General features: G+C 38.9%; 16 protein-coding genes. 6 read left to right on the top strand and 10 right to left on the bottom strand.

The features are described 5' to 3' along the window. Positions 1–125 precede the first annotated feature (125 nt). From HMJ38_RS18155 to HMJ38_RS18135, 5 genes are all read left to right on the top strand, one after another. Positions 126–941: a LytTR family DNA-binding domain-containing protein gene (locus HMJ38_RS18155; protein WP_194975853.1), complete on the top strand. Its 816-nt coding sequence runs from the start codon at positions 126–128 to the stop codon at positions 939–941. 176 nt (positions 942–1117) lie between these two features. Beyond that, the gene (locus tag HMJ38_RS18150; protein ID WP_194975852.1) at positions 1118–1954 is read left to right on the top strand and encodes a restriction endonuclease; all 837 of its coding nucleotides are present in this window, start codon (positions 1118–1120) and stop codon (positions 1952–1954) included. A 405-nt stretch (positions 1955–2359) separates the two neighbouring features. Further along, positions 2360–2764, top strand: coding sequence for a single-stranded DNA-binding protein (locus HMJ38_RS18145; protein ID WP_194975851.1), 405 nt, complete (start codon positions 2360–2362; stop codon positions 2762–2764). Between the two features lie 37 nt (positions 2765–2801). Then, positions 2802–3860, top strand: a complete 1059-nt coding sequence (locus tag HMJ38_RS18140) for a DUF932 domain-containing protein (protein WP_194975850.1) — start codon at positions 2802–2804, stop codon at positions 3858–3860. A 165-nt stretch (positions 3861–4025) separates the two neighbouring features. After that, on the top strand, positions 4026–4364 hold the full coding sequence (locus tag HMJ38_RS18135) for a hypothetical protein (protein ID WP_194975849.1): 339 nt from the start codon (positions 4026–4028) through the stop codon (positions 4362–4364). A 393-nt stretch (positions 4365–4757) separates the two neighbouring features. On the opposite strand, the gene HMJ38_RS18130 is transcribed toward HMJ38_RS18135, so the two are convergent. The 6 genes from HMJ38_RS18130 to HMJ38_RS18105 form a co-directional block, all read right to left on the bottom strand. Continuing rightward, complete coding sequence (locus HMJ38_RS18130; protein ID WP_194975848.1) at positions 4758–5423, bottom strand: hypothetical protein; 666 nt, start codon at positions 5421–5423, stop codon at positions 4758–4760. A 164-nt stretch (positions 5424–5587) separates the two neighbouring features. Beyond that, a complete protein-coding gene (locus HMJ38_RS18125) occupies positions 5588–6154 on the bottom strand; it encodes a Crp/Fnr family transcriptional regulator (RefSeq protein ID WP_194975847.1) in 567 nt (188 codons plus the stop codon). 10 nt (positions 6155–6164) lie between these two features. Beyond that, positions 6165–6749, bottom strand: coding sequence for an NAD(P)H-dependent oxidoreductase (locus tag HMJ38_RS18120; protein ID WP_317174553.1), 585 nt, complete (start codon positions 6747–6749; stop codon positions 6165–6167). A 62-nt stretch (positions 6750–6811) separates the two neighbouring features. Then, positions 6812–7375, bottom strand: a complete 564-nt coding sequence (locus HMJ38_RS18115; protein ID WP_194975846.1) for a Crp/Fnr family transcriptional regulator — start codon at positions 7373–7375, stop codon at positions 6812–6814. Positions 7376–7590: 215 nt separating this feature from the next. Continuing rightward, positions 7591–8205, bottom strand: a complete 615-nt coding sequence (locus HMJ38_RS18110; RefSeq protein ID WP_194975845.1) for a hypothetical protein — start codon at positions 8203–8205, stop codon at positions 7591–7593. An 87-nt stretch (positions 8206–8292) separates the two neighbouring features. After that, a complete protein-coding gene (locus HMJ38_RS18105; RefSeq protein ID WP_194975844.1) occupies positions 8293–8871 on the bottom strand; it encodes a Crp/Fnr family transcriptional regulator in 579 nt (192 codons plus the stop codon). Between the two features lie 145 nt (positions 8872–9016). On the opposite strand from HMJ38_RS18105, the gene HMJ38_RS18100 reads away from it, so the two are divergent. Further along, positions 9017–10279, top strand: coding sequence for a S41 family peptidase (locus HMJ38_RS18100; protein ID WP_194975843.1), 1263 nt, complete (start codon positions 9017–9019; stop codon positions 10277–10279). A gap of 149 nt (positions 10280–10428) precedes the next feature. Here HMJ38_RS18100 and HMJ38_RS18095 read toward each other — a convergent pair whose 3' ends face one another. The 4 genes from HMJ38_RS18095 to HMJ38_RS18080 all read right to left on the bottom strand — a co-directional run. Beyond that, entirely contained in the window at positions 10429–11286 is an 858-nt protein-coding gene (locus HMJ38_RS18095; protein ID WP_194975842.1) for an alpha/beta hydrolase, read from the bottom strand. Between the two features lie 84 nt (positions 11287–11370). Next, positions 11371–11886, bottom strand: coding sequence for a Crp/Fnr family transcriptional regulator (locus HMJ38_RS18090; RefSeq protein ID WP_194975841.1), 516 nt, complete (start codon positions 11884–11886; stop codon positions 11371–11373). A gap of 128 nt (positions 11887–12014) precedes the next feature. Further along, complete coding sequence (locus HMJ38_RS18085; RefSeq protein WP_194975840.1) at positions 12015–12599, bottom strand: hypothetical protein; 585 nt, start codon at positions 12597–12599, stop codon at positions 12015–12017. A gap of 87 nt (positions 12600–12686) precedes the next feature. Further along, the coding region (locus HMJ38_RS18080) for a hypothetical protein (RefSeq protein ID WP_194975839.1) at positions 12687–12953 on the bottom strand (267 nt) is incomplete at its 5' end.

The raw sequence follows: 12953 nt of genomic DNA, 5'->3' as shown, positions 1-12953 counted from the left end.
ACGTATTATTGAGGTTAACACCCTAAAATCTTGATCACCTTGTTCTGCCGGAAAGGACTTTAAACTGTTTTCACCCATTGAAGACCTTGCCTCCTCTTTTTTAAAAATCTTTTAACAAATAACCCATGGTAAATTCCAATGGTACTCTAGGAAATAAGTTCAGGCCCGGATTCTTTTCGATAGTTTATGCTTCCATCATTTCGGCACACCTTATCATCAGTATAGGAGATGAGAGGAACCTGTTCGATCTGATTTTGATCAGGGAATACTTTAATTCCCTTGCATATATAGGTGCAGCAGCGTTTGTTGTTGTATTTTATGTTTCATGGATTGACAGCAACCTCAATCTGTTTTATGATTGGAAGGAAAAATTCCTTGAAAGACTGTTTTACCAGATTGTCCTGGCGCTGATTCTTCCGGCATTTCTGGTCTATGTCCTGACAGCCTTTGTACATTATCTCCTTGGAACAGGGATCAGGGAATCGGGGTTTTTGGTTATAAAATTTCCCGTTACTCTTCTTCTTTTGGTTGTTTTAAATCTGTTGCTGATAATTTCATATCTGGTCAATAGCCTGTTGGAAGACGATGGGCAGGAACACATCAAACCATTTGTATGGGTACATAAATCCGGTAGGAACATTCCTATCAGCCATGAGGAGATTGCTTATATATTTCACAAAGACCAGTACAATTACCTGCGGACCTTCTCAGGTCAGGATTTTATGATCAGCCATACTTTGGACGATATGCATCATAAGCTTCCAGCTACCGAATTTTTCAGGGCAAACAGACAGATGATCATCAATATTAGTGCATGCAGCCATTATGAAACAATAGAATTCGGCAAACTCAGACTGGAAATCAGGCCAGATTTTGAGAGTGCTATAATAGTGAGTCAGAAAAGGGCAAGGGATTTTAAGAAGTGGGCAGGGAAGCCCTGATAAAAGTGCTTTTTGATTTTATCAGTTTGAATGTTTTTAAGGAATTTGGATTAAGTAGACGAAACAGATTTTGTATTTATAAAAATTTTTCCAGCTCCACTTGAAAAGTATTTTTAACCGAGGCTTTAGTTTATTTTATGGAAAGATTTATCTTGTACAGCTAAAAAAAATTTAAAATGTATTTAAGCGATTCAAACGAAAAACTCATCCGAAAATTCATTGAACAGAATTTCCAGGAATTGAATGTTGAAAATATACGAGCAAAGTTAAATGATTGGCAAATTAATTCTGATAGGATTTTTGAGGAGGTCGGGAAACTTAAGGCTGTTATTGAAAAAAAACAGTTTTCAAAAATCAACTCTTCAAAATTCGGTAAATATCTGGCAAATGAATTGGCTGAAACCGAATACAGGATATTCGAAAAAAAGATTGCCTCCTCAAAAGTCAGATCTGAGGAAAATATTGCCAGGGTAATATTGGATTATTTGGGTGATGATTATATTCAAAAGAAAGATTTGGTCAAGAGGTATCTATATGATAAATCCTACTACTACTCGTCAGAAAAGTCTATGTTGAAATTTCTGGAGGAAATAAGTAATAAAATCAAATTGGAAAGGCTAGAGTCTAAATTGAAGGTAAAAAATCCTGCCTTGGGAAAGACTCAGATAGAAGATTTGGATAAAATGACCGGAGTAGAATTTGAGCGTTTTTTAAAAACATTTTTTGAAAGACGGGGATTTTTAGTCACTACCACCAAAATTTCAAATGACCAGGGATGTGATCTGATCCTGACAAAACTTGGTGAAAAAACCAGTGTGCAGGCAAAAAGATATATGGGGACAATTGGAAATGATGCAATCCAACAGGTTGTGGCTTCTGTCAAATATTACAAATGTGACCTAGCTCTGGTGATTACTACAAGTAAATATACCAAAGCTGCCCAGAGATTAGCTGAAGCCAATCATGTTGAACTGTGGGACAGAGAGATTTTGGCGAAGAAATTAAAGGAATAGTATCTCTTTTCAGGCTGGTATTTTTTTAGATGAAATTTCATAATGCCTTTAGCCTGCCTGAATATCCTAATACCTATTTAATTCCATAAATGCTGATGTAGCAGCCAAAAGGATTTTAAGCTGTTACTACTTTTTTTTAAGACAAAACGGATAAAAAGGCAGCTAAAGTGGTGTCCGGATTGTCATGATTTTTTAAAGGGGCCAAAAGACTACGGCATAATGCCCGCCCCTCGTTCCTCGGTCCGTGCACCCTTCGGGACTTATTCCGTTTCCTTTTGGCTGTTGCCAGACACCTGTCTCTTTGCTTTCTTTTTTCCCGTTTTTTCTTTTAAAAAACAGTGTTTTTTATGGAGGACTACGGGAAAGGGGAAGCAGAACAAATGTTTAACCTAAATCACATTTATTATGGTAATCACTGGAAGACTGACGGCGGATGCAGAGACCGCCGAACTCAAGGACGGAAGGAAAGTAGTCAACTTCCGCATGGCAATCAATGACAGGTACCGGACCAAATCCGGGGAAACAATGGAGCTGACAAGCTTTGTAAGCTGCTCTTATTGGATCAGTACAGGAGTGGCCCAGATTCTCAAAAAAGGCGCACTGGTGGAACTCTTCGGGAGGCTCGATGCAGATGCCTACATAGACAGGGAAGGAAACCCTGTGGGCAGGCTCAATTTTCATGTCAACAACATCAAATTGCTCGCAGGGGCAAGAAAACAGGATTCCTTTTCTGACAGGCCGCTGGAAAGGATTTCTGAGGATTCCACAGGGATTTCAATGGAGGAAGCCAAAGACGACCTCCCATTCTGATCAATCAATTATCCATCACATTTAAATTTCAAAAATCATGGCACATAATATCCATTTAGACCAGATCACAGGCAAACACAGTTTCTTTTCGGTTAAAGAAAAAGCATGGCACGGACTCGGACAGATAGTTTCTGACTATCCCACCAGCAAAGAGGCCATACAGTTTGCAGGACTTGATTTTGAGGTGGCTAAAACACCTTTGTTCACAGGACCAGCCCCCCAGGAATCAGAGGGCATCTCACAGGAAAAAGATATCCAAATCCATACCCACTTTGCAACCATGCGCATGGACAGCCATGCAGTATTGGGCGTAGTAGGAAAGGATTACCAGGTGGTACAGAATACCGATGCATTTGCATTCTTTGACAGTATTGTGGGCGGTGAGGGAATACTCTATGAAACAGCGGGAGCGCTCGGCAATGGGGAAAGGATTTTCATCACCGCCAAACTTCCCGATTATATCCGAGTGGGCAATGATGATGTCATTGAAAAATACCTTTTCCTGACCACCAGCCACGACGGAAGCGGGAGCATCACCGCAGCATTTACCCCAATCAGGATAGTCTGCAACAACACCCTCAACGCTGCGCTGAAAAACAAAAGCAACGCCATCAGGATCCGCCACACCTCAGGCGCAAAGGAAAGGCTGGAAACCGCCCATAGGGTCATGGGCATGAGCAATATTTTCTCTGGGCAGTTGGAAGGGATTTTCAACAGGTGGGCAAAAGTCAGGATCAGCGATCCTGAAGTAAAAAAACTCATTCAGCTTGCCATGTGTCCCAACAGGGAAACCCTTGGGAACCTTAAGGCAGGGAATGATGAGGAACTCTCAACCCTGTTCAAAAATACCTGTAATGAGGTTTATGAATATGCCTTTTCCAATCCCAGCCAACAGGCAGAAACCACCAAAGGGACGGTTTTCGGGGCATACAATGCAGTTACGGGTTATTATCAGAATATCAGGAAGTATAGGGACGGAGAGTCCAAACTAAAATCCCTTTTGCTTGTAGGCACAGGACAGGCAAGATCACAGAAAGCTTTTGATCTCTGTGAAGCCTTTGCAAAATCAGGTTCAAATGCTCTGGTTCTGAACTGAAAGGAAGTAAATGAAAACTCAAATTTAGAAAAGGGAGGTCTTGCCCCTCCCCTTTTTTAAATTTCTTTTATCACCCAAAACTTTGGTTTTTTGGGGGAAATCATTAATTTAATAAGTTATTAGTTTCAAAACTGGCTGCGCGCGCAGCCACTGGTAGGCCGGTTTATGGAAGATTTTAAATTGCTTGGATGGTTGATGGTTGTAATAGGATTGGCCATCAGGTATGCCATTTCCAGAAGAAAGTTTTATAGAAGGGGTATTGGGGGATTGGAGCATTTCAGGTCCTTTGAAAAAGGAATGATTATAACTGGTGTTGAAAAGGTTTTAAGCTTATTGGCATTTTTGATGCTTTGGGGAGGTGTTTTGATGCTTGGATATTATTATAGCTTAAAGTATTTTGAAAAAAGGGAAAGGGAAAGAAAAGCCAAGGAAACAGAAGTTTTTAACAAAGGATTGAAGGAGGGCATGCTGCCACTTCCTCATACTTCGGAACAGGCAGCATGAAAAGACATTCGGTTCAGCCACTTGCCGTAAAATCCCTTTTCGGTTAAAGGGATTTTCGGCAATAGGCTTTGAAGATTTTTATTATAAGTTTACTCTTGGTACTAAATCCATGCCAGATTAAATGCTATTGCTCCATTTAATTTATCCTTAAATAATATTCAATGAAACGCAGTTATAAAGAGCAAACCTTAATAAAAGTAAGGATAAACTCTTTTATATTTTAGTACTTCATTTATCTTTTCCATACTACAAATTGTTGATTTCCAGTAATATTTAATCGTTAGAAATGATTAGCGCAGCACCTATTTGACCAATGCTTATTTTCAGTTTTTAAACCATGGATATACGAATGTTCATTAATTGATTAGTGTTTAATTTTGCATAAGTAGCTTACTACATATATACTTTATTTTTTCCCATTCCAAAGGTATACCCAATACTCACATTCACAAAGAAGGGGGTATTGCCCATCCCGATATTATTTGCCCTGTGGACTTCAACTCTTTCGGTACGGCTGTTGGTGTAGGTGAATTCATTGTTTTCCAAACTGCTACCCACATTGGGCCACCACCTAGCGCTTGGAGCGATGGTGAGGCCTTTAAGTGTATTGTCTTTTTTCTCAAAAGGAGTCCATCTGTAATAGGCACCAAGCCCTAAAGTATAGGTGCTATATTGGGTAATTTTACCCGCTTCTGTTTTGAAGGCATCCTCATAATACATTTCCCAAATGTGCCATTTGGGTTCAACCCGGATATTAAGTCCTTTGGTGACCCGATAGCCTATGCCAATGCCAGTGGAATGAGTAATGTTGAAAGCCAAACGCTGGTCGGCAGCTTCCTGATGAACATTGGCACCGGTAAATTCCAAACCAAGCCCATGGGAATAATCAATCATCCACCGCTCCCACCAAAAATCTACTTCAAAATTAAACCCATTGGTAAAGATAGGTTGTGTCAACCCAAATACCAGACTCACTTCAGGAGCTGATTTTTTAGGTTCTTGCGCCATACTGATATGAGCGATGACAAATAATGCGATTGTAAAGAGTAATTTTTTCATTGCTTTGTAATGTTTTATGGTACACTACAAAGGAAGGGTATGGAAGAGATGGTAGAAATGACATTTGTCTATTTAATGAAAAAGCCATCTGCCGCTCATACAAAACGAATCTTAGAAGGTGTTCAGCAGATTGGTAGAGAATTGAGCTAAGTAAGGTTTTTGCTTTAGTTTTTCGCTGCCCTAATCCTACTCAAGTGTCGTGGAGTTATACCCAGCATAGAAGCAATATACTTATCAGGCACTTCTTGGTTAAACCGAGGATAATGCTCCAGCATCCAGCGGTATCTTTCCTCAGCACTCAAAGCGATTTGGTTGAAGACTCTTTCTTCCATGCCTATATAATTCAATTCAATCGTCCTCAACCAAAATTGACGAATAAACTCGTGCTTGGCATAAAGCTCTTTCCATGCACTTTTAGGGATCATCACCAACTCACTGTCCTTGATGGCTTGGATATTTTCTACAGCAGATTTTTCCTGAATAAAACTTGACAAAGAAGTCATAAAATCCCCCTGAAGAGAAATCCAGCGGGTAACATCACCAGCTTCCGTATTGTAAAAATAGCGAAACTGCCCCTTGAGTATGATGGCAATATGATGGCAGGTTTGTCCTTCTTGTATAAAATACTCTCCCTCTGAAATTTTCCTGGAAAGGGAAAAGTTTTCTGAAAGTAATTCTGCCTGGGCTTTTGTAAAGCCTTTACTTAAAAATATATCGAGGGTAAGCTGCATAAATTAAATTCTATTGTAGTTTCCTTCCTAAATCTTCGGTCTTTTTCAACCATCTTTCCTTTTTAGAAGAGTCAGCCTTTCTTATAGGGCCTAAGTAAGTCACTTTTACAGGCTTTACGCCACAAAACTCTAAAGTAGACTTTCTTAATTGGTTTACACTGGCTTTCCCAAATAACAACCAATAGGTCCATTTCGGTTGGTCTAACGTTGTAATGATATGTGCTGTTTTACCTACCAATAGCTTATCCCACCAGATAGAATTCTCTCGGTATTGAAATGCAAAACCGGGTAAAAATAGCCGGTCAATAAAACCCTTGGTTATGGCAGGAAGGCCTCCCCACCATACCGGATGGACCCAAACCAAATGGTTTGCCCATTTGATTTTTTCCCACGCTTCCAGTAAATCCGGCTCAAGTTCTGTTCTTTTCTGATAGCCAAATTGCAGATTAGGATTGAAACTCAAATCTGCTACTGTAATCTCCTTGATTTCAGCTCCCGTGTATTCACATCCCCTTTTGTAAGCCTCTGCCAGTGCAAAATTAAAGGCATCTTTGTTGGGGTGTCCATTGATTAAAACTACTTTCTTGCTCATCATTAAATTGACTTTATTCGCAAGCAAAAGTGGGCATAATGCCTTTGTTTCTGTAGGACATTTGTCTAAATAGAAATTTCTCTTCTGATTCTACTTAAATGCCTTTGCGTAATTCCTAAATAGGAAGCCAGATACTGTAGCGGGATTTTTTGCACATATTCCGGTTGATTATTTATCAGGTCAGTATAACGGTTAAGTGCATGGTTTTTCTGCATCTGAAAAATGCGCTTTTCGAGTTCAAGATACTGTTGTTCGGCCATGACTTTTAAAAATTCAACCCAATTGTGACTATTGTTGGCAAATTCAAGGATGGTTTTTTTGGGAATTACTGAAAGTTCCGTGAAAGTTAGCGCCTGCATGTTTTCTTCGGTGGTTTTGCCGGAAATAAATGAAGAATAGGCTGCCATTAAATTGTTTGGAAAAATGATGCAATAGGTGATTTCTTCACCTTTTTCCGAAACGTAATAAGAACGTAAAGTTCCGCTTTTTACAAATGCTACTTTATCACAAACCTCTCCTTCCTGAATAAAGTAATCCCCTTTGTTGAGCATCATTTGGGACGTGGATTGAACAAAATGCTCAATTTCTTTATCCGTAAGTATGTTAAATGATTTGAGATATCTTTCCATTTGACTTTTTGATATTTGATTGATTCGATTTGTTAAAATTAGTTAGTCCGAATTTTATATTAGCTTTTGATCGGAAACTTTTTTTGAATTGAGAACACCACCGGTAGGATTATGATTGAATACATTGGATAGCTTTCAAATCCAACAGATTTTATACACTTACCTTCCAGCAAAGAAAATAAACCATTGTAAAAAGATGCCTGTGTTTTTTTTACTTACAACCTAAACCGTACACCCAGTTGAAAGAAGTAGATCATTCCTCCCTTTGAAGCACTGTATCTGGCAGCTCCAAGTATCCTTTCTTCCGTGCCTGATAAATTAAAACTATAGCCAAAACTGGCATCGAAGTAAAAATACTCTTTGAAGGGGAATACTCTAAATCCTAGGTTGGGTACCACATAAGATTTCACCAATGACTCGGTCACTTTGGTGTCGTTATCTTCCATAACAAACCACTCAGGACCACCCAACACACTAATGTAAATTCCTTTTCTGTCAGGCCGCAAGTAATATCTGGCGTACAGTTCAGCTGCCGAGTTTCTTCTAATATTTACACCTTCAGCATTTTGGAAAAAGGTATTCTTAATGAAATCAGGAGGCACTACCGAAAACCCAATCAGACCAACCTGCCAGTGGTTAAACTCCAGACCTATGGACCCCCCACCTCCGTTGGCCAAAAACAAAAAGGGATAGGCGTCCACCGACAGCATCAATGGGCTTGGGGCATCTTTATTACCAAATAAAAGAGTGCCTACTTTGGTACGGTCTTGGGCAAACAGTTTGCTAGTCAAGCCACAAACTATCAGGATAAGAACAATTGATTTTTTCATGATTTCTATAATTTTGGATAAATGAATTATTTCCACCAAAATTCAGAAAAGGAAAATCATAGGACGTTGACAATTGTTAAGAAACGACTAATTGGAGTAGGTTTTTCGAATACGGCTAAGCGATTCGGGTTTGATGCCCAAATAGGCAGCTATGTACTTTTGGGGCACACGTTGTAGCAGGTCGGGGCGTTCTTTAAGGAGGCGTTCGTATCTGTAAGCAGCTTTTTCGCTGATTAAGCTTCGGGCCATTTGGGTGATGCGTTGGGCAGTTTGCTCGGCTATCAGGCGGCCAAAAGTTTCAATTTTGGGATAGCTGGCATATAACTTTGACAAATCACTTAAATTGATTTTCAAGTAAAGTACTTCCTCCATCGCTTGAAACTGATAAAGACTTAGTTCATTTTTTGTAAAACTCCCATAATCAGTCAAAAACTGACCTTCCATTGAAAAATCGCAGGTGATATTTTCCCCAGATTCAGAATTGTATGAATGACGAATAATACCTTTTTCAATAAAGTAAATGTACTTGCAAACTCCATTGATTGGATAGAGAAGCTGGTCTTTAGGAAGTGTCAATGTTTGGCCAAAAGCCAAAATGGCGTCCGCTTCTTCTTGTGGGTTCAGTTGGATTTGTTTGTTTATACTGGAAATGAGCAAGGTTTTCATTGGAATCTTAACATCAATCACACAAAACTGTTACAAATAAGTTATTTTTACGATGTTGATTTAGTTTTCAAGAATACATTAAAATTGGGTTGACAACTTTGAAGTAGTGCCAGAAATTAAGGTATTTAAACCATATTTACCAGTAATGAAAGTACTTATTACCATTATCACGCTTACTTTATTCTGTCATGAGATTGGTATGGCCCAAAGCATTACCAAAGCACAAGCTAAAGCAGATCTCAGCTTTTTTAACCAAACCCTCCAATCAAAACACCCCCAACCTGAACGCCACTTCCCCAACTTTGAAGCATATTGCGATTCTTTAATTTCTGTTTTTCCGGAGTTGATGCCAATGAATAATTTTGCCAAAATGATTGCCGGATATTCAAATAAATTTCAGGACGGTCATACCTATGTCCAAAACAGTGAAGTCTCAGCAGATGCCTTGTTTTTCTCTTTTGAAATCAAAATCAAAAATGCAAAAGCCTACATATCTAAATCCTTTCTACCGGATTCATTTCCTGATTTGGAAGGTGCTGAAATCAAAAGTATCAACTCGATTGATTTTTCATTGATACTAAAAAATGCAATAGAAATGGCCGGGGGTGAAACGGTTGAACATCGCTTGTCAAGAATCGAACACAGTTTTCCATTTTATTTGTACAGGTTATTGGGTGATGTTCAAGAAATGGAAGTTTTAATTGAAAATGAAACATTCAAGCTCTCACCTCAGCTGATCAAAAAAGAAGAATGGCTTAGCCTGAGCGAATTCAACAACATTCCAAAATATCACTTTCAAATCACGGATAGAAAAATAGGGCTTCTTACTTTCTCTGACATGAGTGGGATAAAGAAAGGTGAGTTTTCCAGTTTTCTCAAAACCACCTTTAAAGAGTTATCAGACAAAAAAATCGATAATCTGATCATTGATCTTCGGGACAGTGGAGGTGGAAATTTCCTTTTTGGAGAAATGCTGCTGTCCTACCTTACTGAAAACCCTTATACGCTGCACCAAAAGTATCAATACGATATGCAGGGAACGAAAGTAAACCAAAAAATGATTCAACCCATTCGCCCAAAATCTCAAAAGAATAAGTATTCCGGTGATGTGTATTTTCTGACTGGTTCCTACACCTATTCCTCTGCCGCCACTATCATTGCTGCTGCTAAGTTCAACAATATTGGCAAAATTGTAGGTCAACCGATTGGTCAACCCTATTCTGGTTTTATTGATGTGACTAACTTCCAATTGCCCCATTCAAAACTATTGTGTGGAACTAGCACTGTATACTATGAATATGCGGGAAAGAATGAAGAGAATGCCACTTTGGGTATTCCACCTGATATTTTGACAGATCAGGATGCTTTAGAATTTATTTTAGAACGCTTAAAACAAGACCTGAATTAGTTCTCAAAAAAATTAGAATAATGATACGAAATGGAATAGAAATTTTAAATACTTGCAGGGTACCTATTCTAAAATCAAAACCTCTCGCCTTTTTCCTAAGGTTTGGATTAAATAGGAGTTTATCGTGTTTTTTAGTGTATACATTTTTTTTACTCAAGTCTTTCTTTGATCCACTCTTCCACAAAACCAGCCACTTCCTCCCAGCCAGGTTCACTGGCGATGTAGTGAGATCTTCCAGGAAATAAATGGTATTGCCTGATCGATCCATTATGATGATAAGCTTTATAATTTTTCCGAATCAATTGAGGAGGCAGGTCATTGTCCTTTTCGCCTGCAATGAACAGCATAGGCACATGCGCTTTTTCAAAATCGATTTCCATGCCTTTCTGTGTACTGGTTTTGGCAATTATTCTGCTTTCAGGTATAAAGTAAGTATGATGCTCAGCCCTCGCAGCCGAGTCAATTATCGTATTGAAAAAGGTGTAGTTGAACCAGCGCATCGGTGGTTGACAAACTTTATTCCTGGAGCGAAGCGGATTGACCATGCGAAAATTAGAGCGGATGTATTTCCAATTCAGCACTGAAATACCCCTTGGGTTGGCACTAGCCAAGGTAATGCCCATACTTGCTTTATCCATTTCCACTAGCTTCTGCGTGATTAAGCCTCCAATGGAATGTCCGATGACAATGGGCTTCTCTTGAAGACTGTCTACAAAAGCTATCATAAAATCCATTACTTGTGGAAAGTTCAGGTTTACCAATTCCGGATCAATTTCCTTTTGCAAAACCTGAGGGTCACCATCGTGGTAAGGAAAGGAAGGTGCGTAAACGGTATAGCCTTTTTCCTCAAAAAAAGTAATCCAATTGTGCCAGCTATGGCTGTTTTGAAAAAGACCATGAATCAAGATGATGGTTTTTCCTCTTTCCTGAGAAAAAAGAGATAGAGGTGATGAAAGTAGGATGAAGAATAGATACGATAGCCGTAAGATTCTACTTGGAAAAAACATAAGATGGAAATTTGTTTGCAACAAAATTCCTTAGAAAAATTTATATCATGCCTTATCATTTGGTAAGAAGGCAATTGATATTTGTTAAGAAATCGAGCTTCGAATCCTGCTGAGGGACTCAGGTGTTAGGCCCAAAAAGGTAGCAATCAGATGCAAAGGTACCCGCTGAAGCAACTGTGGCTTGTTTTCCAAAATATACAAATAGCGACCCTTACCATCAAGAGCCTGAAAGAACTTTAGCCTGTTTTCCATTTCGATAAAATAATGGGCCAGAACCTTCATTTTAAAGTTTTGGAAAAAAGCTTCATCCTGCCGGAGATCAGTAAGCTGAATTTCGATCAATTCCGAGTCTTCCAATAATTGAATATTCTCACGAGCGCCCCCGATTCCCAGAAGACAATATACCGAGCCTACAATATCTCCTTCCATATCAAACCAGCCAGTGAGTTCACGTTCTCCTTCCTGATAAATATACCTTGCGATTCCTTTTTCGATGATCCAGAAAACGTGGCATTGCTCCTCCATTCGAACCAATTGAAAGTTTTTAGGGTAGAAAACCTTTTTCCCCATGCTTTTAATTTTTGTAAGGTCTAGATTCATTTTTTCATCAACAGTGCAGGCTTGATAATTACAATCAGAAGAATAAGCAATATTCCTTATTGATCACACTTTTTTCAGAAATTAAAAGACTGAAAATTAAATTTTATATGAAATTTGAGTCCGAAGGTTTAAAACCTTACTCCAAGATTCAATGTCCCTACGTAGAAAGGCCTTTCCCCTTCAAAATCCACAATAGGGTGCTGATTACTTTGGGCAGCTAAATAATAGAACCCATATTGCATGCTGAGGTAAGGTATAAATTTCAATTTTTCCCGCTTTTCTTTTTTCAAAAACTCCCAGCGATAGCCGGCCAATAGACCTACTTCAAAATCCCAACTGTTATAGTCTTCTCCAGTGATTACATTGTTGCGGTTGAAGCCGGGACCAAAAGCATTATATAGTTCAATATGAAAGCCTTTCCAGAAATATTGACGGTAACCGAAGGTCAAAGCAAGGTTGGAAAAATCTCCTTCATCCTCCCGAAACTCAAAGGGCCGGATATGAAAACCTACAATGACATCACCCGTCAATTCATTTCTTCGCCATGTTTCATAAGTGAGTTGGCCTTTATAAATATTGCCGGGGAAGATTGGCCAAAGTAGATTTACTTCTGCTCCCCACTTTTTTGTAGGGTTATTTTGTGCCTGAGCAAAACTGGTGACTGCTGAGAACGATACTAAAAGTGATAGCAATAATATGATTGAATTTTTCATTTGGATTATAATATTTAGTGTTCAGATAAAGTGAAACCAGTAATGGATGACTTGAAATCCAATTACTATGGTAAATGATAATGAAATTTAAAATTGTATTCCGGTACTGAGGTTCAATGATCCAAATCGCCATTGATCGTCCCCTATTCCACTTACTTCAACTCTGGTAGCGAAGAGTTGATATTGCATTTCAAAGTTGAGTCCCAACTTTTTACTTTTGAAAGGTGTCAAAGTATAACCCACTCCTACACCGCTTTGAACCCCAATACCAAAATGATGTAGAAAGTCCTGGTCATTGGTTGCATTTATGAAACGATTCTTGGTAAATACTGAGCCCATCCCAACCTCGCCTTT

Origin of the sequence: Aquiflexum lacus (assembly GCF_015476655.1) — a bacterium.
Classification (GTDB): domain Bacteria; phylum Bacteroidota; class Bacteroidia; order Cytophagales; family Cyclobacteriaceae; genus Aquiflexum; species Aquiflexum lacus.
Note: the sequence above shows the minus strand (reverse complement) of the source record. Positions and strands in the feature narration are given on the sequence as shown.

Coding starts and splice junctions, on each gene's coding strand:
- HMJ38_RS18155 (WP_194975853.1), top strand. CDS start 126: ATGGTAAATTCCAATGGTACTCTAGGAAATAAGTTCAGGCCCGGATTC.
- HMJ38_RS18150 (WP_194975852.1), top strand. CDS start 1,118: ATGTATTTAAGCGATTCAAACGAAAAACTCATCCGAAAATTCATTGAA.
- HMJ38_RS18145 (WP_194975851.1), top strand. CDS start 2,360: ATGGTAATCACTGGAAGACTGACGGCGGATGCAGAGACCGCCGAACTC.
- HMJ38_RS18140 (WP_194975850.1), top strand. CDS start 2,802: ATGGCACATAATATCCATTTAGACCAGATCACAGGCAAACACAGTTTC.
- HMJ38_RS18135 (WP_194975849.1), top strand. CDS start 4,026: ATGGAAGATTTTAAATTGCTTGGATGGTTGATGGTTGTAATAGGATTG.
- HMJ38_RS18130 (WP_194975848.1), bottom strand. CDS start 5,423: ATGAAAAAATTACTCTTTACAATCGCATTATTTGTCATCGCTCATATC.
- HMJ38_RS18125 (WP_194975847.1), bottom strand. CDS start 6,154: ATGCAGCTTACCCTCGATATATTTTTAAGTAAAGGCTTTACAAAAGCC.
- HMJ38_RS18120 (WP_317174553.1), bottom strand. CDS start 6,749: ATGATGAGCAAGAAAGTAGTTTTAATCAATGGACACCCCAACAAAGAT.
- HMJ38_RS18115 (WP_194975846.1), bottom strand. CDS start 7,375: ATGGAAAGATATCTCAAATCATTTAACATACTTACGGATAAAGAAATT.
- HMJ38_RS18110 (WP_194975845.1), bottom strand. CDS start 8,205: ATGAAAAAATCAATTGTTCTTATCCTGATAGTTTGTGGCTTGACTAGC.
- HMJ38_RS18105 (WP_194975844.1), bottom strand. CDS start 8,871: ATGAAAACCTTGCTCATTTCCAGTATAAACAAACAAATCCAACTGAAC.
- HMJ38_RS18100 (WP_194975843.1), top strand. CDS start 9,017: ATGAAAGTACTTATTACCATTATCACGCTTACTTTATTCTGTCATGAG.
- HMJ38_RS18095 (WP_194975842.1), bottom strand. CDS start 11,286: ATGTTTTTTCCAAGTAGAATCTTACGGCTATCGTATCTATTCTTCATC.
- HMJ38_RS18090 (WP_194975841.1), bottom strand. CDS start 11,886: ATGAATCTAGACCTTACAAAAATTAAAAGCATGGGGAAAAAGGTTTTC.
- HMJ38_RS18085 (WP_194975840.1), bottom strand. CDS start 12,599: ATGAAAAATTCAATCATATTATTGCTATCACTTTTAGTATCGTTCTCA.